At 51.2% G+C, this 21341-nt stretch carries 16 protein-coding genes; 10 read left to right on the forward strand and 6 right to left on the reverse strand.

Annotation, left to right across the window (positions count from 1 at the left end):
- Window positions 1–13 precede the first annotated feature (13 nt).
- The 8 genes from AB2U10_RS05620 to AB2U10_RS05655 all read left to right on the forward strand — a co-directional run bounded on the left by AB2U10_RS05620 (window position 14) and on the right by AB2U10_RS05655 (window position 14534).
- Window positions 14–1282 (forward strand): DUF3748 domain-containing protein, encoded by a 1269-nt coding sequence (locus tag AB2U10_RS05620; protein WP_367913367.1) that lies wholly within the window; start codon window positions 14–16, stop codon window positions 1280–1282.
- Between the two features lie 93 nt (window positions 1283–1375).
- Window positions 1376–2038: an HAD family hydrolase gene (locus tag AB2U10_RS05625; RefSeq protein ID WP_367913368.1), complete on the forward strand. Its 663-nt coding sequence runs from the start codon at window positions 1376–1378 to the stop codon at window positions 2036–2038.
- 289 nt (window positions 2039–2327) lie between these two features.
- On the forward strand, window positions 2328–5441 hold the full coding sequence (locus tag AB2U10_RS05630) for a SusC/RagA family TonB-linked outer membrane protein (RefSeq protein WP_367913369.1): 3114 nt from the start codon (window positions 2328–2330) through the stop codon (window positions 5439–5441).
- 13 nt (window positions 5442–5454) lie between these two features.
- Window positions 5455–7119, forward strand: coding sequence for a RagB/SusD family nutrient uptake outer membrane protein (locus tag AB2U10_RS05635; protein ID WP_367913370.1), 1665 nt, complete (start codon window positions 5455–5457; stop codon window positions 7117–7119).
- A 44-nt stretch (window positions 7120–7163) separates the two neighbouring features.
- Window positions 7164–7679 (forward strand): hypothetical protein, encoded by a 516-nt coding sequence (locus tag AB2U10_RS05640; protein WP_367913371.1) that lies wholly within the window; start codon window positions 7164–7166, stop codon window positions 7677–7679.
- A 5-nt stretch (window positions 7680–7684) separates the two neighbouring features.
- On the forward strand, window positions 7685–8860 hold the full coding sequence (locus tag AB2U10_RS05645; RefSeq protein WP_367913372.1) for a glycoside hydrolase family 88 protein: 1176 nt from the start codon (window positions 7685–7687) through the stop codon (window positions 8858–8860).
- 55 nt (window positions 8861–8915) lie between these two features.
- Window positions 8916–13151, forward strand: coding sequence for a hybrid sensor histidine kinase/response regulator transcription factor (locus AB2U10_RS05650; protein WP_367913373.1), 4236 nt, complete (start codon window positions 8916–8918; stop codon window positions 13149–13151).
- A gap of 267 nt (window positions 13152–13418) precedes the next feature.
- Window positions 13419–14534, forward strand: a complete 1116-nt coding sequence (locus AB2U10_RS05655; RefSeq protein ID WP_367913374.1) for an alginate lyase family protein — start codon at window positions 13419–13421, stop codon at window positions 14532–14534.
- A gap of 98 nt (window positions 14535–14632) precedes the next feature.
- Here the strand turns inward: AB2U10_RS05655 and AB2U10_RS05660 are convergent, their stop codons facing one another.
- From AB2U10_RS05660 to mnmE, 5 genes are all read right to left on the reverse strand, one after another.
- A complete protein-coding gene (locus AB2U10_RS05660; RefSeq protein ID WP_367913375.1) occupies window positions 14633–14788 on the reverse strand; it encodes a helix-turn-helix domain-containing protein in 156 nt (51 codons plus the stop codon).
- Window positions 14785–15033, reverse strand: coding sequence for a DUF2442 domain-containing protein (locus AB2U10_RS05665; RefSeq protein ID WP_367913376.1), 249 nt, complete (start codon window positions 15031–15033; stop codon window positions 14785–14787). The genes AB2U10_RS05660 and AB2U10_RS05665 overlap by 4 nt, the downstream gene beginning before the upstream one ends.
- Window positions 15034–15099: 66 nt before the next feature.
- Window positions 15100–15483 (reverse strand): helix-turn-helix domain-containing protein, encoded by a 384-nt coding sequence (locus tag AB2U10_RS05670; RefSeq protein WP_367913377.1) that lies wholly within the window; start codon window positions 15481–15483, stop codon window positions 15100–15102.
- A 2-nt stretch (window positions 15484–15485) separates the two neighbouring features.
- A complete protein-coding gene (locus tag AB2U10_RS05675; RefSeq protein WP_367913378.1) occupies window positions 15486–15698 on the reverse strand; it encodes a type II toxin-antitoxin system HigB family toxin in 213 nt (70 codons plus the stop codon).
- Window positions 15699–16154: 456 nt separating this feature from the next.
- Window positions 16155–17489 (reverse strand): tRNA uridine-5-carboxymethylaminomethyl(34) synthesis GTPase MnmE, encoded by a 1335-nt coding sequence (gene mnmE, locus AB2U10_RS05680; RefSeq protein WP_367913379.1) that lies wholly within the window; start codon window positions 17487–17489, stop codon window positions 16155–16157.
- A 202-nt stretch (window positions 17490–17691) separates the two neighbouring features.
- On the opposite strand from mnmE, the gene AB2U10_RS05685 reads away from it, so the two are divergent.
- Both AB2U10_RS05685 and AB2U10_RS05690 read left to right on the forward strand, forming a co-directional pair.
- A complete protein-coding gene (locus AB2U10_RS05685) occupies window positions 17692–19083 on the forward strand; it encodes an MBOAT family O-acyltransferase (RefSeq protein WP_367913380.1) in 1392 nt (463 codons plus the stop codon).
- Complete coding sequence (locus AB2U10_RS05690) at window positions 19083–20078, forward strand: hypothetical protein (protein WP_367913381.1); 996 nt, start codon at window positions 19083–19085, stop codon at window positions 20076–20078. Before AB2U10_RS05685 ends, AB2U10_RS05690 begins: the two co-directional genes overlap by 1 nt.
- Before the next feature lie 70 nt (window positions 20079–20148).
- On the opposite strand, the gene AB2U10_RS05695 is transcribed toward AB2U10_RS05690, so the two are convergent.
- Entirely contained in the window at window positions 20149–21285 is a 1137-nt protein-coding gene (locus AB2U10_RS05695) for a glycosyltransferase (protein WP_367913382.1), read from the reverse strand.
- Window positions 21286–21341 lie beyond the last annotated feature (56 nt).

Consider the following 21341-nt stretch of genomic DNA (forward strand, 5'->3'; position numbering starts at 1 on the left):
CTGCCAGAGTTGTATGACAATAAATCACAAAGATAACGAACCACTTACCCATTCTGCCACAGGACATACTATTCATCACAACGGTGTTTTTTCACCTGACGGCCGGTGGGTCGTATTTGATGGCCGGAATGACGATACCAAAATAGGGGAGAACGCTGTTATAGGTCTCGTGAACATTTCAACGGGTGAAGAAAAGATCATTTATAAAACACAGAATCCTACGGTTTACGGTCCCGGTGTGGGAGCCGCTTCTTTCAGCCCCGTTCGTGATTTCGTGATTTTTATTCACGGGTTACCCGATGCTGACCGGGAGAAACCGTATGCTATGAGCCGGAGAACAGGGGTAGGAATTGACATTCATCAACCCTTTCAGCCGGTGATGATGGATGCGCGCGACGTTACTTTGCCTTACACGCCCGGCTCGCTTCGGGGCGGTACCCATTCGCACGCCTGGAGCGGCGACGGACAGCTGATCAGCTTTACCTATAACGATGAGCTGGCGGATCCTGACCTGCGGGTAGTGGGAGTAATGATACCCTGTGAAAAGGGTGTGCAGGCAGACAGTGCGCCGGGGAACAATAACGGGAAGGACTACTCCGCCATCGTGACAGAAGTGGTGAGAAAACCTGTACCGGGCTCTGATGAGATCAGCAAAGCCTTTGATGAATGCTGGGTAAACGGTTATACCGATAAAACCGGTAAAAAGATACCCTATGCCATAGCATTCCAGGGAAATGTTCTTACGGCTGACGATAAGGTGAAAACGGAGATATTCCTGGTGGATATTGACCCCGGTAAAATCATGGGAGATCCCGGCGCTGTAGGAAACAAAGGGGAGCGGCCCCGTGTGCCGGAGGGCATCAGGCAAAGAAGGCTGACGTTTACAGAAAACGGGATTTCGGATACCCGCCACTGGTTACGTTCTTACGGTACCTTTATTTATGCTTTAGCCAAAGACCAGAAAGGATGGAACCAGATCTTACGGGTAGAAGTGAATACGGGTAAAACGGAGTGGGTCAGCCGGAATGACTTTTCCATTGATTATCCCTTTAACCTAAGCCATGACGGCCGTAAGATCGGTTTTGTGGCATTGAATCATGTATACATCCTTGACCTGGAAACGCGGGAATGCCGTCGTTTGACGCCTGATCATACCGCGGGTAAAATTGTCGGAGCACCTTCCTTTTCTCCTGACGGCACTTGTATGGTATACAATCGATACCGGATGCATACCGACGGGCGGGAATACCTGCAAATAGAGATCATTAAATTGAAGAATTAGCATTTTAACTTATACTATTTCAGTGAATTTCCACCTTTTTGGTGGATTTTTGCTTTTAACCCGGACCTTTGCGGCAGAATTTACGGAGAAAATATGGCCTTAAAAGCAGTTTTGTTTGATATGGACGGGGTAATTGTAGACTCGGAACCCCTGCACCGAAAAGCTTTTCACCGGGTTTTTGAAGACCTCAATATTCATGTTCCGCAGGAAATGTACTATTCATTCTCAGGAGCAGCCACCCGCCATATTGCAGAGCGCTTAACCGACCTGTTTGCCTTGCGGGTAAGCCCGGAATGGATCATGGAAGCCAAGCGGAAATATTTCCGGGAGCTCTTCTACAACGATACGGAATTTGACCTGCTGCCCGGGGTAAGAGAACTCATCGGGCATTACCATAAACAAGGCATCAGGCTGGTGGTAGCCTCTTCCGCTACCCGGAACACCATCGCCATGGTCTTTGACCGGTTTGGCCTCGATCCCTACTTTACAGCACGCATCAGCGGCGCCGACCTCAAAGCTTCCAAACCTGACCCGGAGATTTTCATCCGTGCCGCAGAACTGGCCGGCGAACCCCGCGAAAACTGCATGGTCATTGAAGATGCCACCAACGGAATCCTGGCGGCCCACCGTGCCGGTATCTTCTGCGCCGCCTTCAAAAGTCCGCACACCCACCTGCAGGATTACACCCTGGCCAACCTGGTGGTATCGGATTACCGGGAGCTGTGGGTGGATAACATAAATGTATATTTCCGGTAAATGAACCGTCGTTAAAAGTAAGCATCAGGCACTTTCTTCTCAGCGGTTATATCCCATCTTGTAATTACACCGGTAAGGAGGTGATGTTTCCGGGCTTATTGCTCCTGATTTTGCAGAATAATACTCGGATACAAGGCAATACGTTGCTGAAACCAGGGGTTTGAGCCGGATGCTGCTATCTGCCTGAACATTTTTTACCCCGCTTTCGACCGATAATTACCCCGTTAGGGGTTTTGTACCTCCCTACATTTGCTCCTGTAATTATTTACAAACGTTCAACCTTGACAATATGAATAAATGCTTTACAAAAAAACGAAGCTATGGCTTCGTATTAGCCCTGTGGATAGCCTGTATCGGTGTTGCCAACGCACAAATCACGGTGACCGGGAAGATCCTTCACCAGGACAGTTCACCCGCCGTGGGCGCCATTGTGACCGTAAAAGGAACAGGTACGGCTTCCATAGCAGATGCAGAAGGGAATTACCGTATCTCAGCACCGGGAGACGGCACCCTCGTATTCACATTATTGGGCAGTGTAGCCCAGGAAATGGCCGTTAATAACCGCTCAGTGATAAACATAACCCTTGCGGAAGACGTAGCTGCGCTGGAAGAAGTGGTGGTAGTGGGTTACGGTACCCAGAAAAAAGTAAACCTTAGCGGGGCAGTGGCCCAGATCAACAGCGACGTGCTGGTGAACCGGCCGGTGGCTAACCTGACGGGAGCTCTGCAGGGCGTATTGCCCGGTGTTACGGTATTCAGAGGCAGCGGGAAGCCCGGGGCCGAAGGCTATGGCGTGCGTATCCGGGGTTTTTCGTCGGCAAATGCCACCAATGCCCTGGTACTGGTAGATGGCATCCAGATGGACATGAACCTGCTGAATCCCGATGACGTGGAGTCGGTTTCCGTGCTTAAGGATGCTTCGGCATCGGCCATTTATGGCGCGCGTGCCGCGGGTGGCGTGGTATTGATTACCACCCGGAAAGGCAAAACGGGAAAAGCCCGGATCAATTTCAACAACTACTACGGCATCAATGCCACGGCACGCCAGCCCCAGCGCCTGAACTCATGGGACGAACAGACGCTCATCGATGAATCCCGTATTAACGCTACGGGAAACCCTGAATTCAGTGCGGAACAAATGGAATGGTTAAGCAATCCGAATTTCTCGGTAAGACCTAACCCCACACAGGACCGCTGGGAATATTTCGGCAATAACAACTGGCTCAAAGAGGGAATGGATAAGTACAATGCCATGCAGAATTATACCCTGTCTGTGAGCGGCGGAGCCGATAAGGTGAATTACCTGGTGTCCGGGAGTTACTATAAACGCGACGGGGTGTTACGTTACGGACCGGACGATAACTCGCGGTACAACATCAAAGCGAATATAAACGCGGACCTTAACAAGTACATGAAGCTGGAGCTGGTGACCGGGTATATCGGTTCCGTTGTCAATGAAAACGCTTATGGAACCGAACAGATCATTAACCGCCTCTACCGCAGCCGTGCCCGTCAGGACCTGTACGTACCCGAAGAGGATATCACCGGCCAGCCCTATAACGGCGACCTGCAGATCAATGCAGTGGATATTGAAAAAAATGCAGGAAGAGAACAGCGCCTCTACGAGTCGTTTACCGGGCGGGTAAACCTCAAAATACAAAACCTGGTAAGGGGCCTCACCTTTGATCTCTCGGGCTGGCGTAACCAGGACTACTACTCCATGGAGAATAACAGCCGTACGCTGTTATGGTACGGACGTACCACCGGTACCGTGCGTTTCCGGATTAACGACCCCAACACCAAAAATATGGTGAAAAACAGGGGTTACCACAATAACCTTCAGGGGGTGATGACCTACAACCTTTCGCTGGCCGATGCGCATAATTTCACGGTTCTCGGCGGGGCGTCGTTTGAAGAATACCGGCGCGACGAGTTTTCGGCAGGAGCGCAGTCGATGATCACCAACGACTTCTTCAGCTTCAACTTCGCCGATCCGCTCACCAAAACCAACGGTGATAACAATGCTACCTGGGCCATGGGCTCCTACTTTGGCCGGTTCAATTACAACTTCCTGGAAAAATACCTCTTTGAAGCCTCTTTCCGCTACGATGGAAGTTCCCGGCTGGCGCCTGAAAACCGCTGGCAGCTGTTTCCGTCCTTTTCTGCAGCATGGCGACTTGACCAGGAGAAATTCATGCGGGATCAGACCCTTTTCTCGGCACTCAAGCTACGGGGCTCCTGGGGCCAGCTGGGCAATGGCTCCGTGTTGGGGCTGTATGATTACATTGCCCTCTTAACCAGCGGACTCACGCAGTCGGGTAACCTGGTCTTCAATGACACACGTACCCAATATATGTACCAGTCCCAGCTGGCTTCTCCCCAGAAAACCTGGGAAACCGTACAGCAGGCTGATATAGGGATAGATGCCGGATTCCTGCGTGACCGGCTCACGCTCACGGCCGATTACTATGTAAAACGGAACAAGGATATGCTGGCGTCACTAAACCTCCCCAGCCTCATCGGGGTGACCGTTCCTGTCATGAACATCGGTGAGCTGAAAAGCTGGGGTTGGGAGCTGGATCTTCGCTGGCGTGACAAAATCAATACCCTTGAATACCGGCTTGGCTTCAACATTTCGGATAACCAGAACAAGCTGGTGAAATACGATGGCCGGAACTCTTTGGGTAACGGCGGCGTGATCCCGCTGCTGGAAGGCTACCCGCTGAATACGGTTTGGGGGTACCGGACAGACGGCTTCTTCCAGACCAACGAAGAATACCAGGCCTACAAGAAAACCGTGTCTACGCCGTTTTTTCCTAACAATGCCGGTGCCGGCGACATCAAATACCTGGATCTGAACGGGGACGGTGTCATCTCTCCCGGAGAAGCTACGCCCGAAAACCCGGGCGACCTGGTTTATCTCGGCACCACAAACGCCCGGTATACCTATGGATTTGACCTGGGACTCAACTGGAAGGCGATCGACTTTTCGGTATTCTTCCAGGGAGCTGCACAGCGCCGCTTCCTGATTAACGAAGGTACCCTGTCTCCCATGCTGGGTACGGCAGATATGCCCTGGACCATCCACATGGACCGGTGGACACCCGAAAACCCCGATGCGTATTTTCCGCGCATGTACCAGACCAGTGCCCACAACTACCGGGCGTCTGACCGTTGGGCACAGAATGGTAATTATCTCCGGCTTAAAAACATCCAGCTGGGCTATACAGTACCTGTGCGATGGAGCCGGATCCAGCAGATGCGGGTTTACTTCTCCGGGCAGGACCTGTGGGAGAAAACAGATGTCATGAAGGTGTTTGACCCCGAGGTGGGCAATGACGTAAGTGCTACCACTTACCCCTTCTACAGATCCTATTCATTTGGTTTAAATCTTACCTTTTAAAATCTTTCCGAACATGAATTATCCCAATATAGCCGGCTATATGCGTAAGCTTGTTTTCCTCTTTGGTATGGTTTTTCTTGGAGGCTGTGAGCTGGACCGTTTTCCCGAAAGTCAATTCACCGATGCCGCCTTCTGGAATACGGAAACCGACCTTACGAATGCCTGCAACCGGCTTTATCAACTACTGGCCGGATTCCAGCTCGATAGCCGGGGAGACGACAATGTGAACCAGACGGCCAACAGCATCAGTAACGGTACCCGGAATGTTCCGGCCACCAGTGGCGACTGGTCAAATGCATACCGCGATATTTTCACGGCCAATAATATTCTTGAAAAGGGAGGCAAGGCACAAGTTTCTGAATCGGTAAGAAACCGGTATTTTGGCGAAGCACGGTTTTTCCGGGCAAGTGCCTATTTCGGTCTGGTACAGAAATACGGCGATGTACCCCTTCTTCTGAAAACACTCGATGTCAATGCGCCGGAACTGTCTCAGCCCCGGACACCCAGGGCAGAGGTCATACAGGCCATTTATGATGATCTCGATTTTGCAGCGCAATGGCTTCCCACCCGCCAGCAGTTGCCCGCCGCGCAGTACGGGCGGGTTACCCGGAGCAGTGCATTGGCATTGAAAGCACGGGTGGCCCTGTACGTGGGTACACGGGCCAAATTCCACAATGAGGGCGACTGGCAACCGCACCTGAACATCGCCGTGCAGGCAGCACAGGCCGTAATGGCCCAGGGGCACCAGTTATACCGCTCTTACCACGGGTTGTTTCAGCACGAGGCCGAAGGTCCTTCCAATACCGAAAATATCTTTGTAAAGATCTATGGGGTGAGTGTTTCCAATCTCATTGTAGGCCACAGCTACTCCCGGGATATGGAAAACGGCCGTAATGCCCCCACCCGGAACCTGGTCCGTCAATACCTGTATACCGATGGCCTTCCGGCTTTCAACGGGCAAAACCAGCCTTCAGCCAGGCGTTCTGCCTACTTCGTTGAAGAAAAAGACGAAGCAGGCTACAATACGGTCTTTGAAAACCGTGATCCGCGTTTGGCCATGACCCTGTTCCAGGCAAGGGAGGAAGCGTACAAAGGCCCCTGGGTGCCTACCACCACCCTGGGTTCACGGACTGCCTATGCGGCAAAAAAAGGCTTCAACCTGACCGACTGGCAAACTACCGGTGCCGGCACAGTGGATAAGATCCTGATCCGTTACGGTGAAGTGCTGCTCATCTATGCGGAGGCTAAGTACGAACTGGACGGCGCAATAAGCGATGCCGACCTGGATCTTACCGTCAATGCCCTGCGCCAGCGCGCAGGCTTCGGGGCACGGCTTACCAACGCCTTTGCCACAGCAAATAACCTGGACATGCGCGACGAGATCCGGAGGGAGCGCACCGTGGAACTGGCATTGGAAGGGTTTCGTTACGACGACCTTATCCGCTGGAAAACGGCTGAGATCCACCTGGCAGGGCAATTGCTCGGCGCCAAATTCAATGCCACGGATTGGGTAGGGGCGGACCCGTCTACGCTGAGGATCAACAGTGACGGCGTACTCGTTACCGAAGATACAAATGTACGCTCCTTCAATCCTGCAAGAGACTACCTCTATCCCGTTCCGCTGCAGGAGATCACCTTAAGCGGCGGAAATGTGAGTCAGAACCCGAATTGGCAATAATACAAACGAAATAGCTGAAGGCTTAAAGCTAAAAATTTATACAGATGAAAAGACCAAATATATTTCTTATTTTACTGCTGTTATGCGGGGGATTGTTTTCCGCCTGCGAGGACAAGAGCTATCCTGCCGGGCTGGCGGAATACGAACACCATTATTACATTGTGTATGTACCGAACAATAACAGCGCAGTTACCGTGAGCAAGGCACAAACCGGGCTGTTAAAGCTGCCCGTCCAGTTTTATTCTTCATTCACGCGTACCTACGATGCCGTAGCGAATTACGCCGTGGTAACTCCGAATGTTGCTAATCCAGCTGTACCCGGCGTAGACTTCCAGATCGTGGACCGGCAGGGGAACACCCTTCAGCCGGACAGCCAGGGGAAATATTCCCTCCTGTTTCCCCAGGCCAGGAAAGCCACTGATACCGTGTATGTAAAGCTGCTGAATAACCCGGCACCGGGACGGCGTATCGTGGAGATCAATTTTGAAGACCATATTACACCCGATTACCGGGTAGATATTTTTTCCACGGCGTTCAAACGGACCCTCAATATTGACTAAATCGTATGATCAGAACAGGTTTTTTAGTAATCGTAATGGTATTGCTGTCCCGCGTCGGTCGCTCCCAGGCGACAGACGTGGAACAGGCTGTCCGTTTCACGGAAGCACAGGCCACGCTACAGCTGGAAGAGGTTCGTCGTTTAAACACCCCTGAGCGGGTCTCGCCGCGTACCTTAGATGCCGCCGGCCGTTTGGTACTGGTTCCGGCCGGTGACTGGACCAGCGGCTTCTTCCCCGGGATCCTTTGGCAATTGTACGGCTTTACGAAAAAGAGCAAATGGCTGGATGCGGCGCGGGAGGCTACCGCTAAGCTCGAAAACGAGCAATACAACGGCCGTACCCATGACATGGGCTTCAAGATTTACTGCAGCTATGGCCAGGGTTACCGGCTCACCGGCGATACGGCTTACCGGGCAGTGGTCATCCGTTCGGCACAGACCCTGGCTACCCGGTTCAATCCCGTGATAGGCTGCATCCGTTCCTGGGACCATAACAGGGATACATGGGAATTCCCGGTCATCATCGATAACATGCTTAACCTGGAACTGCTCTTTGCCGCTACCCGGCTGACCGGCGATTCCACCTTTTACCGGATCGCCGTATCTCATGCCAATACCACCCTGAAAAACCATTTCAGGCCTGATGGAGGCACGTACCATGTTATTGACTACGATCCGAAAACGGGAGAAGTCAAGAACCGGAACACGCACCAGGGATACAGCGATGAGTCGACCTGGGCGCGCGGACAGGCCTGGGCGCTGTATGGTTACACCATGTGTTACAGGGAAACAAAGGATCAACGCTATCTGAGCAAAGCGCTGGACATTGCCGCCTGGCTGATGAATCATCCGCATTTTCCGGCAGACGGAGTGCCGTATTGGGACTTCGATGCCCCCGGCATTCCCCATGAGCCCCGGGACGCTTCTGCGGCAGCCGTGATTGCCTCCGCTCTGTACGAACTCCACGGTTTTGCACCGGGAAACCTCGAACTGCGCAGCCTGGCAGACCGCATCGTACACAGTCTTGTCACCGGTTATACCGCCCCTGCAGGAACGCACGGCGGGTTTACCCTGCTGCACAGCACCGGATCGAAACCTGCGGGCTCCGAAGTGGATGTGCCCCTGATTTATGCGGACTATTATTTACTGGAAGCACTGGCCCGGGGGAAAACTACCCCTTAAGTACAGAAAATGTAAATATTTTCCCGATATTGTACCTGATACCTTAAAACAATACATGCGCTGCTCTGCTGTATCTTCTGTCCTTCTGGCGGCGGCCCTGTTGCTGGCTTCCGTCACATTTGGCCAGAACCCGGTCAAATTTACACAGGTCGGGCTAAGAGAGGGGCTGTCGCAAAGCAGTGTTTTCGCGCTGTGCCAGGATTACCTCGGCTTTATGTGGATAGGAACGCGGGACGGCCTGAACCGTTACGATTCCCGGAAGTTCATCACTTACCGCAATGTTCCTTCGGATAGTACATCGCTGACAGATAACTATGTTCTTTCTTTACTGGAGGATAGCAAAAAGCGGCTATGGGTCGGTACCCGTACCGGCCTGAACCGGTATGACCGCCTTCGTGACCGTTTCATCCGTGTACCTCTTCCGGATAACTCATCCGGCAATTCTTCCTCAGAACCTATGATATGGTCCATTGTGGAAGATCGGGCCGGCCGGGTCTGGTTAGGTACCAATCAGGGGTTATACTGCTATGATGAGCAGTCGGCAACCGAACCGCTGACGCTCGTATTTGAAGCCGTGAGATATCAGCTGCCCATGGGGTGCAGCAATGTAATGTCTTTCTACGAAGACAGGAAAAAGAACATCTGGTTAAGTACGGTTAACGGGGTGCTGGTTTTTGAGCCCTACCGCAGCGGATCTGCTCTCCGGCTGCAAAGGCATTTCCGGCAACGGGAAGGGGAGCTGAACAGCGAAGATGTGCGGGTGGTACAGGAAGTGAAAGACGGCATTTTCTGGTTCGGCACAAGGGAGGGCGGTATCAACGTGTACAACACCCTCACCCGGCAATTCAGCTATCTTGTTCATCAACCTCACGCAAAGGGGCGGTCCCTGGCCGGGAATGATGTAAGGTCTATCCTCAGGGACCGCTTTGGCGGGTATTGGATCGGTACCATTAACGGCCTGAACTATTATTCCGAAGCGGAGGGCTTCCTGACGTATTCAGCCAATGATTACGACCAGTTTTCGCTTACCAGTAATTCCATCCGGCCGATTTTCCAGGACGCCCGCGGATCGGTGTGGATCGGAACGTATTACAGCGGGGTATGCGTTTATGACCGGCATATCCCGGTTTTCAGGAATTATGCATACAGCCCTTATGTAAGCAGCCTGAGCTACAATGTGGTAAGCGGTATATTGGAAGACAGCAGGGGAAACCTGTGGGTAGGCACGGAAGGGGGCGGGCTGAATTACATGGACCGGTTCGGGCATGTTTTCCGGCAATTCAAACATGATCCGGCGAATCCGGGTACCCTGAGCCATAACCATGTGAAGTCGCTCCATCTTGATCAGGAAGGCGATCTTTGGGTAGGCACCTACCAGGGCGGGCTGAACCTGTTGCGAAAAGGTAGTCATACCTTCCAGCACGTCAGGAATGATCCGTCTGTACCCCATTCGTTATCCCATAATAACGTATATGCCATCAAAGAAGACAGGCAGGGAAATATGTGGTTTGGCACGTATGGCGGCGGTCTCAATCTTAAAAAAACCGGCCGGGAGATGCACTTTGAGAGCTACCGGGCAGGCAAAACGGGCCGTTATCACATCAGCTCAGATCTGATACGCACGGTTTTCATCGATAGCCGGGGCAATATCTGGGTGGGCACTGAAGACGGGCTGAATCTGAAACGCGCGGGCACGGATCATTTTGAAGTTTTCCGTTTTTCGCCCGATGACCCGGGCAGCATCAGCGGAAACGTGGTTATCAGCATCTTTGAAGACAGCCGGAACCGTGTGTGGCTGGGTACGTACAAAGACGGGTTGAACCAATATATCCCGGAGACAGGGTCGTTCAGCCGTTTCAGCGAGCGTGACGGGCTGCCCGGCAACAACATCTTCGGCATACTGGAAGATCAGCAAAAGCTGTGGCTCAGCACCAATAACGGTATCTGCAGCTTCAATCCCGGATCGGGCAGCGTCCGGTCGTATAATATCAAAGACGGCATCGGGGGCAACGAGTTTTCGATCGGCGCTTACTGTAAAGCTGCCGACGGGCAGCTGATTTTCGGTGGTACGCACGGTCTTACTTCTTTTTATCCCCGGAACTTCAGTGCCAGTAACTATGTGCCCCCCATTGTATTTACTGATTTCCGGCTGTTTAACGAACCCGTGGTTCCCGGTAAAAAGCATGTTCTGGAGAAACCCATTTCCGTTACCGATACCATTGTACTCACACACAAGCAGAATATTTTCACCATTGAATTTTCGGCTATCAATTACGTATTGCCTGAAAAGAACAGGTATGCGTATCGCCTGGAAGGCCTGGAAAATCAGTGGAACTACGTAAACGTCCCTTCAGCTACCTATACCAACCTGCATGCGGGTACCTATACGCTGCTGGCCAAAGGGGCGAGCAATGACGGCATCTGGAACGAAGAGCCTGCCGCGCTGACCATCCGGATCCTGCCGCCGCCCTGGCAAACCTGGTGGGCCTATGCCATTTACCTGGCCCTGATCGTGACGGCCGTTTATATGATCATCCGGTTTACCAAAATCAGGAGCCGGCTGGAACACGAGCTGCAGCTGGAACACCTGGAAAATGAAAGGCAACGGGAAATCAACGAGATCAAGCTTAACTTTTTTACCAGCATCTCCCATGAATTTCGTACTCCTCTCACGCTCATCCTGGCACCCGTGCAGCACCTGATCACCCACATGAACCTGGATGAAAATGCCAGGACCATGATGGCTACCGTGAAAAACAACTCGCTGCGATTGCTCAACCTGGTGAACCAGCTGCTGGACTTCAGGAAGCAGGAAAGCGGGAGTTTCCAGCTGGCAGTGGCCGCCCATGACCTCGCGGCGTTCACAGACCGGATCGCAGCGGAATTTACGCACTATGCGGAGGAGCGGAACATCCGTTTTCAATACAAGAGACCCGCGGCGGGTATCGAGGTTTGGTTTGATACCGATCAGTTGGAAAAAGTAATCTATAACCTGCTTTCCAATGCATTCAAGTTTGTTCCTGCAGGAGGAAAGGTAAAGCTGGATGTTGAAAAAACAGAACCTTCCCTTACCTGTCCGCAGGGGGCTGTGGCCATTCGTGTATGGGATAACGGCAAAGGAATTCCTGCCGACAAGCTGTCTTCCATCTTTGAATTTTACTATCAGCTTCAGACCGGACACGAAAAAAGGCAGGGGCATTTTGGTTCGGGGATAGGCCTGGCTTTAGCCAAAAACCTGACGGAAATGCATGGCGGAAAAATCCATGTGGAGAGCTACAACGGAGAGGAACAACCTACCTACACCTGTTTCACGGTGGAGCTGCCTTTGGGGAATGTGCATTTAAAACCGGGGGAAGTGACCGGTTCCGGAAAAGAGGAGCCCGGAAAGCGGGTGGAGGAACCGTCCGTAAAGGATGTTGATGACGCTGTGTATCCTGCAAATGCGCCGGCTCCTACCGGGAACGCTTCCGGCCGGCCGCTTATTCTTGTGGTGGATGACCACGAGGAAATACGGACAGTGATAGCCCAAAGCCTGCTTGACGATTATACGATACTGGAAGCGGCCGAAGGGCAGGAAGGCTGGGAGCTGGTCAGGTCGCATTTACCCGACCTGGTCATCACTGACATCATGATGCCGGTAGCCGATGGCATATCGCTGCTGAAAAACATCAAGCAAACCCTGGACACCAACCACATCCCTGTATTGTTGCTCACGGCACGTACGGCCATGGAAAGCGTTATTGAAGGCCTGCAATCCGGTAGCGACGACTACCTGACCAAACCCTTCCACCCGGAAGTGCTGTCGCTCAAGATACGGAACATTTTAGCCGCCCGTGAGCGTTTCCGCAAAAAGTTTATCCGGGAATATGTGCTCACCCCGCAGCAGGAAGTCAGTGAGCCGGATGCCGATCAGCAATTCCTGCATAAGGTCATCCGGCTGATTGAAGATAACCTTGCAGAAGTAAACTTCAATGTGAATGTACTGGCCAGGGAGCTCAGCATGAGCCGGCCGGTACTTTACCGGAAACTGAAGCAGCTGACCGACTTAAGCGTTATTGAGCTCATCAATATATTACGGCTTAAAAAGGCGGCCCAATTACTTGCCCAGGGCCATACACAGGTCAGCCAGGTGGCCTACCAGATCGGTTTCAGCGACCCCAAGTATTTCAGTAAATCGTTCAGAAACTATTTTGGCAAGTCGCCCAGTGAATACATCGCATTGAATGCCATTGAACAGGCGGAAATTATCACGTATAAATTTGATTCTTTTTCTCACGAGCCCCGTTCTTAACCTTTTTACTTTCGGTTTCTCCTTCTGCCCGGGCTAAATACCTCAGAAGGGACAATCTGAACGATTTTTACTATGGAAATAAGCGATAATTACCCCTGCGGGACGGTATCTACCCGATACCTTTGCAGCACAAGGTACCCGTTCCTGCAATATGATTTATATATGAAAACCGGCCGTAAAAAAACAATTATAACCTGCCTATTTCTCCTGCTTGTAACGGCAGTAAGGTATAATCTGCAGGCTCAATGGTTATGGGATGTGCAGAAAATGCATACCATTAAAGGTCAGCTGGCCTCTTCTGACTATGCACCTGCGTACAGAACCCTGATCCTGGAGGCTGACAGCCTGCTGCTCAGGCAGCACACCTATTCCGTGACCCAAAAAGAAGGTATAGCGCCCAGCGGAGACAAGCACGACTACGTAAGCCTGAGCCGGTACTGGTGGCCTAATCCGGATACCCCCGACAGGCTGCCTTACATTTACAAAGACGGGCAGTCGAATCCCGAACTGAACCACTACGACCGGAATACACTGGGCAATATGTGTTCCGCCGTGAATACGTTATCCCTGGCCTACTTCTACAGCGAAGAGGAAAAATACGCCCAAAAGGCTGTTGAGATCCTCCGGACCTGGTTTTTGAACAAAGACACCCGCATGAATCCACACCTGGAGTACGCACAATTTATTCCGGGAAGGAACGGCTCAAAGGGCCGGCCGGAAGGCCTTATCGACAGCTATTCGTTCGTCGATATGCTTAACAGTATACAATTGCTGAACGGATCGCCGGGCTATACCCCGCAAGACCGGGAAGCGCTTAAACAATGGTTCAGGGATTTTGCCAACTGGTTCCAGGTAAGCAGGCAGGGCAAAATGGAGAACATCGCTAAAAATAACCATTCCACTTCCTACGATGCGCAACTGATCTCTTACCACCTTTTTGCGGGAAATGAGAAAGCCGCCAGAGCCATCATCCGGGATTTCCCGGGGAGAAGGATATTCGCTCAGATCGAGCCGGATGGGAAACAGCCCAACGAGCTGTGGCGTACCCTCGCCTATCATTATTCCCAATACAACCTAAGCCATATGATCGACGTCTGCGCAATGGCCAAAAGGCTGGGAATCGATCTGCTGCATAGCAAGTCGGCCGACGGGCGGTCCATCTTTACAGCAATGGACTACCTCACCTCATTCCTCGGCAAGGAAGTAAGCAGCTGGCCCTACCAGCAGATCAGCGGATGGGAGGCTGAACACCAGGACATCTGCAATGACCTGGTCCGGATCCTCGACATCGATCCCGGCCAGGATGCCTACCGGAACCTGGTACGTACATACGCCCGGCAGGACACGACTGACCGGTGGCGACTGTTGTACGGAGCGGAGTGAAGCGGGGTGCGTTCTGCTGAAGTTTTAACGGATAAGGTAAAAGGATAGATTGAAAGGTAGTATACTTTCCGGTCTTTCAATATAGAGGAATGCTCTGATTAGAGAGAAACTTCCAAAAGCTCTTTACCAATGCGGTGTAGTTCTTTTTCTATTTCCTTCTTCCGGGATTCGCTCGGGATTTTGCTGCCGTTAATATAAGCTGCTATCAAGGGTTGGGAAATACCTAATCTTCTGGCAAAAGCGGAAATATTCAATTCTTGAACTTGCTGAATGTTTTCCCCATTTTCGGTTTAAAAAAGCCCCCGAAGCTCAAATCCTCGTCCAGTTCCGCCCAATGTATGCCGAAAGCGGAGGTGGTATAGCTTTCCCTTTGTTTTTGAGTAGCATTTTTCAGGCTCGGATAATCGGCAAAGTACTCCGTTCCTGTTTTACCCTCTTTGGTTTCTATGTGTATGGCTTCATCGGTAAGCCATATTTTAATAATATCTGCAAGTACCATAGCTATTTGTTATAAAAAAAGTCTGTCCAACACGCTATAGCTATTTCCTTTAAGACGTTTTTATTTTCAGGCAAGTAATACCTCGGCCGGAATACCAAAGTGTTTATGGAGCTTCTTAACCATATTTAAAGTAAGCTGCCTTTTTTTGTTCAGAACCTCGGAAACCCGGTTTTCTCCGCCAAAATAACGGGCAACATCCTTTTGGTTCAGATTCAGCATTTCCATACGCTGTTTAATGGCCTCTATCGGATCCAGCGGAGGCATAGGGTAGTGTTTTTTCTCGTAATCAATGGCCAGTACGGTAATGGCTTCCAAAATGTTCAGGGCCTTTGTTCTTTGGGCTTCGTCTTCTATCATATCCGCATCAACCAAAGCCTCAATGATCTGGCTGGCCTCCTCAAAATCCTCCTCTGTTACGATGGGCTTGATTTTTATATCGTCAATATTCATAATCAGATGTTTTTTATATCCTCTATCTTATCGTAGTCTTTATGGATGCCTATGAACCTGACAAAAACAAACCCTCTGTCATACTCGAATTTTGCAATCATCCTGTACTTGTTGCGACAAATGTTGAATACGATCCGGCTATTTCCTACGGTGTCAGCTCCTTTGAACAGCTTAATTACCTCATTCGGGTTTTTAAAGTCTGTTTCCTCTACCACGTCAAACCACGTCTTTAACGACGGGTATGCATCAGGATAGATGTTCCAGAACTTTGCCAGTGCCTTTGGTGAATATTCTCATAACAGTGTGAAGGTAAATAAAATTCCCAAATGTGGAAGTGATTTAAAAAAGTGCCCTAACCCTTAACCAACTTCACTATAGATTACTCTCCTGCCATCTTCCAAATTCTAAGTTCTTGTGTATGATGTCAATTTGCTGAATCCAATATGCTCTTTATAGACAGTGTGGTGAGCATTTATGACCGCAATATTGATTTCCCTATAAAAGGGTCGAGTTTGTACCTCAACTCGATAAGGTACAATAAAGGTACAAAAATAAACGTAATAAACTTATAGTATCACAAAACAGATCGTAATATCAATGCAATAAAAAAGCCCTTAAATCAGGGCTTTATAATGATTATTCTATTTTTATTACTGGTTTGTTTATCCCGGTTACTTTCCGATACAAAACTTCCCGAAAATATTCTTCAGCAAATCATCTGTTGATATCGTCCCTGTAATTTCCCCCAGATGATGCAGCGCCACGCGGATATCCTGGGCCAGGAAGTCGCCGGTGATGCCGGCGGCCAGGCCGGAGAGGACGTCGTTGAGGGCGTCGTTGGCTTTGGAGAGGTGTTCGTAGTGGCGGATGTTGGTGATGGTGTTATCTTCGGTTTTCAGGTCCTGAACGGCGCTGACAACGGCGGTTTTGAGAGCTTCGAGGCCCTGGTTTTCTTTGGCGGAAATGCTGAGCTCTTCGTCCCGGATAGGGGCAGGGGAAAGATCGGTTTTGTTTCTTACCCAGAATAAAACCTGCTGGTCGGAAACCTGGTCGCGCAGGTTTTGCAGGAAAGAGTAGCCTTCCGGTGAATCGTAGAGAAAGATCACCAGCCGGGCTTCTTTCAGGGCCTTTTTGGAGCGTTCTATCCCCATCGACTCGATGAGGTCGTCGGTTTCCCGGATGCCGGCAGTATCAATGAAGCGGAATTTGATCCCGCCAATGATCAGCGTGTCTTCGATGATGTCGCGGGTGGTGCCGGCAATGTCGGTGACAATGGCTTTTTCTTCGTTCAGCAGGGCATTCAGCAGGGTCGATTTCCCGGCGTTGGGTGCTCCGATGATGGCTACCGGGAAGCCTTCCTTGATGGCGTTCCCGTTATCAAAGGAGCTCAGCAGGGGCAGGATCTGGGCCTGGATGTTCAGGATCAGCGCGCGGAGGTCGTCACGGTCGGCAAATTCCACGTCTTCTTCGCCGAAGTCCAGCTCCAGCTCTACCAGGCTCGCGAAATGGATGAGGTCTTCGCGCAGCACGGCCAGCTTTCTGGAAAACCCGCCCCGCAGCTGATGCAGCGCCGTTTTATGGGCTGCTTCAGAATCGGCGGCGATCAGGTCAGCTACGGCTTCGGCCTGTACCAGGTCCATCTGGCCGTTTAAAAAGGCGCGTTGGGTGAACTCACCGGGAGCCGCTAAACGGCATCCGTTTTGCACCAGCAGCTTTAAAACATACCGGATAATGTACGGGCTGCCGTGGGTAGATATCTCGATCGAGTCTTCGGCTGTGAACGATTTCGGCGCTTTGAAAACGGACACCAGCACTTCGTCTACGGTTTTGTTACCGTCTGTTATCCGGCCGTAGTGGATAGTGTTTCCGGCTGCTTTGGTCAGGTCCCCGCCTTTGAAAATAGTATTGCCTATTTCAAGAGACCCGGGTCCTGAAACACGTATAATCGCCAAGGCTCCTACTCCGGGTGGAGTGGCTACAGCACAAATGGTATCCTGGTAATTCAAATTCTGATCTTTTTCAGTTACAAAGATAGTGTATTGTCTATAAATTGCGTTTGATCATGGTCAGACCAGCGGGGAGACAGGCAATAAAGTATTCTTTCTCCCGTAATTTATATTTTACGGTTACCAACTATTTTTACCCCTGATTTTACATTCCCTCTAACTTTCTCTATTTTTGAGCCCGGAATAACCCCATACGGCATAGATGTTATTTGACTCGCTGCAGTTTATACTGTTTTATATCGTAGTTACCATCCTTTATTTTTCGATTCGTCATCGGGGAAGGATCTGGCTGTTGCTGCTGGCGTCGTGTTATTTCTACCTGGTGTTCAAGCCGGTGTATATCCTGATCCTGCTGGTGACCATTGTGGTCGATTATTTTGCCGGTATCTGGATCGCCAACAGCGAAGGCAGGAAACGAAAATGGTTCCTGGTGCTAAGCCTGATTGCCAACATAGGCTTCCTGGCCTTTTTCAAATACTGGAACTTTTTTAACGATAATCTTACCCACCTGCTGAGCCTGTTCGGTATGGTGAATCACCTGCCCGACTATCGGCTGGAGCTACCCATCGGGCTGTCGTTTCACACGTTCCAGGCCATGAGCTATACCATTGAGGTGTACCGCCGGAAGCAGAAGCCCGAGAAAGATTTCATCATTTACTCGCTCTATGTAATGTTTTACCCGCAGCTGGTGGCCGGACCTATCGAAAGGCCCCAGAACATGCTGCCCCAGTTTCATACCTTTTTCAGGTTCAACTGGGAGAATATGAAATCGGGCCTCATGCTGATGCTGTGGGGGCTCTTCAAGAAGGTGGTGATCAGTAACCGCCTGGCCGAAATGGTCGACTATTGCTTTGATAACCCGGCTGAACATCCCGGCCTGACCCTCCTGGTGGCATCGGTGTTTTACAGCTTCCAGATCTATTGTGATTTTTCCGGTTATTCTGATATCGCCATTGGTGCCGGCCGGACCATGGGGTTCACCCTGATGAAAAACTTCGATGTGCCCTATTTGTCCAAAAGTATCGGTGAGTTCTGGCGGAGGTGGCACATTTCCCTATCCACCTGGTTTAAAGATTACCTGTATATCCCGCTGGGCGGCAGCCGCGAAGGGGAGTGGAAATTGTACCGCAACCTGGCCATTGTGTTCCTGGTGAGCGGGCTCTGGCACGGTGCCGCCTGGACCTTCATCATCTGGGGCGGTCTGCATGCTGTATTCCAGATCCTGGCGCGTATGCGCGACCGATACCTGCCTTTCCGGGTTCCTAAAAACGATGTGCTGTCGGTTATTTTTACGTTTGTCCTTGTTACCCTGGCCTGGGTGTTTTTCCGGGCCAAAGGCCTGTACAATGCAAAGGTGATCCTGGGTAAGCTGCTGACGTTCGACTTTTTCAGCGGCTATTCCATGCCGTACTCGGTCAATGAATTTATCTTCTGCTGGCTTCTTATTGCTGCCCTGTTCCTGAAGGATATTTTTGCTACGGAAACCAGCGTAAAAAATACGCCGGTGTTTTACCTGAAATTTGCAGGACTGGCCGTTTTGTGTTACTTCTTCGGCGTATTTTCGGGTGATCAATTCATTTATTTCCAGTTTTGATGAAGGTACTGAAATACATAGCGTTGGTGATTTGCGGTTTCCTGTGGTTCCTGGGATGCTCACGCGATACCGTCGTGTACCTGGTAGACAACGGGTTCATCGGCGACGATTTCCGGTACGGTGATCTGTACCGTCTTTCCAATCTTTCGGCTTACCGGGTGCCGGCAGAGAAATGCGACAGGCCTTATCGGGGGGCAAAGGTACCGGTGGCACTTTACCTGGCCGGTGACAGCTTTACGGAAGAGGGGCGGGTGAACCGGAATGAATATGCCACCGATCGTTACTTTCGCTCATTTGTGGCTGACGGGCAGGTACCGCTGCAGCTTTCAGACGGGAAAAAGATCCTGGTGATTGAGACCGTAGAGCGGCACCTGCGCGAGCGCTTCTCCGAAAAGCCCTGGATGAACTGGGTTGTGTCCCAACCGGCCGCTGCTGTGCCTGGCCCGGAGTCTTTCTCCTTTGCAGGGCTCTATCGTGCCCTGGTAGATTACAAGATTCCTTACCGCGAGGAGATGCATGAATCGGTGCTCTTCAGCAGTGATTTTATCCTGAAAATCAAAGAATGGAAAGCAGATTTCAACTACCGGGTTTTCGGGCGGGTAGATCCGAAAGTGGGTGTGCTAAAAAACCAGCTGGTGTATGATCTTGACCTCGCACCGGGCATCAGCTCGGTGTATGACCCGGTGCCGGAAGAGGAGATCAGCCGCATTGTAAAACATGCCAATGCTACCTGTGAACATTACCGCTCACTGGGTTTTGATGAGGTTTATCTGAGCATTATTCCCAATAAATCCAGCCTGTTAATCCGGGATGATACCGCTTATAATCACCTGGTGGAACGGGTGGAGGGCCATCCGGATCTGCAGGTACCTGTGATCAGCGTGTGGAAAGCCTTTACCGCAAAAAACTATTACCAGGCAGGAGATTCCCACTGGAATTGCGCAGGGCAGAAGCTTTGGGTAGATGCCGTCAACGAGCAGCTCTCCAACCACTGATCCGTAGGATCAGCACACCCACTACCCGGGGATTTATCCCCGAGGGGACGGCGGCACGCCACTCCCGGGCCTATAGCCCGCCCTCCAACAACACCTCCGCAAAGGCCCGGATATCGTGGGTATCGCGGTAGGCGGCTCCGTCAATAACCGGGGGCGACTGCCTGTAGCGGAGGATCGCGCTCCGGATGGCCTGCGGATCATGGGGGTTGACCACGTCGCCCAGCTTATATTTCTTCACCAGCTCGGCCATTACACCGCTGTCAGAAACAATCACCGGCTTATCGTGCCGGGCGGCTATGCCTACCACCCCGCTTGACCCGAAGAAGTTGACGTTCATGCGGAGAATAACATCCGATTGGTGAAAGGTACTTTCCATTTCTTCGTCTGAAATGAATTCGTCGCGGGTGATCATCGTGAACGGTCCGGTTTTGAGCCTTTTCAGCTCGTCTTCATACCCCGGTTTGAACTTACCGATGATCAGCAATGTTATATCAGTATAGGGCAGCTCATTCAGGGCTGCCAGTATATTCTCATTGTTTTTACGTTCATCCGCATAACCGAACTGCAGCAACACCATGTGATCATCCGGAATACCGTACTGTTTACGCAGGTCAGAGCCTTCTGCCATAGGGTAGTCAAACCAGGGGTCGGGCAGGGTAAAAAAGCGGCGGGCATCCAGCCAGGCGGGCATCTGCTCATCGTTCAAAATAAATATTTTATCGAGAGAGGGGTTACGGAGCGCCAGCTTCATCACCATCTGCTTTTGCAGCTTTGATTTCAGGAACCGCATTTTTTGAAGTATTCCCCTGCCTTCGGGTTCCATGCGCGCATAGGGCCGGAACCAGATCCCCGAGATTTTATAGGGAGCTGTATTTCTGCCGATGGCCACCTGGTAAAGATCCAGCTCCATCAGGATCACCCGCTGACAGCCGTACCGCCGGGCTTCGCGGTCAATGAGCGTCCATTCTGCCGCTGATTTTTGGAGCAACCCCGGCTGGCTTTGCAGCTGTTTTTGCTCTTCTGCTGCGGGTTGAATAACCTGTATATGCGGATAGGCGCTCTCAAGCTGAAAATCAGCTGAGCGGTTAACCAGGAATACAAATTCATCGTTCGGCCTGTTCTTCCCGGCGTAGTGCAGCAGGTTATTCACAAAACCGAATTTGTGCCCGTTGAGAGTGATATTTAAGTCAGCGATAAGGTACTTCATTCTGATAAAAAGTTCCGGGTTCAGAGCAGGGAGTTCTGATTTTCCGGGCAATGCCT

Source organism: Leadbetterella sp. DM7, assembly GCF_040829825.2.
Classification (GTDB): domain Bacteria; phylum Bacteroidota; class Bacteroidia; order Cytophagales; family Spirosomataceae; genus Leadbetterella.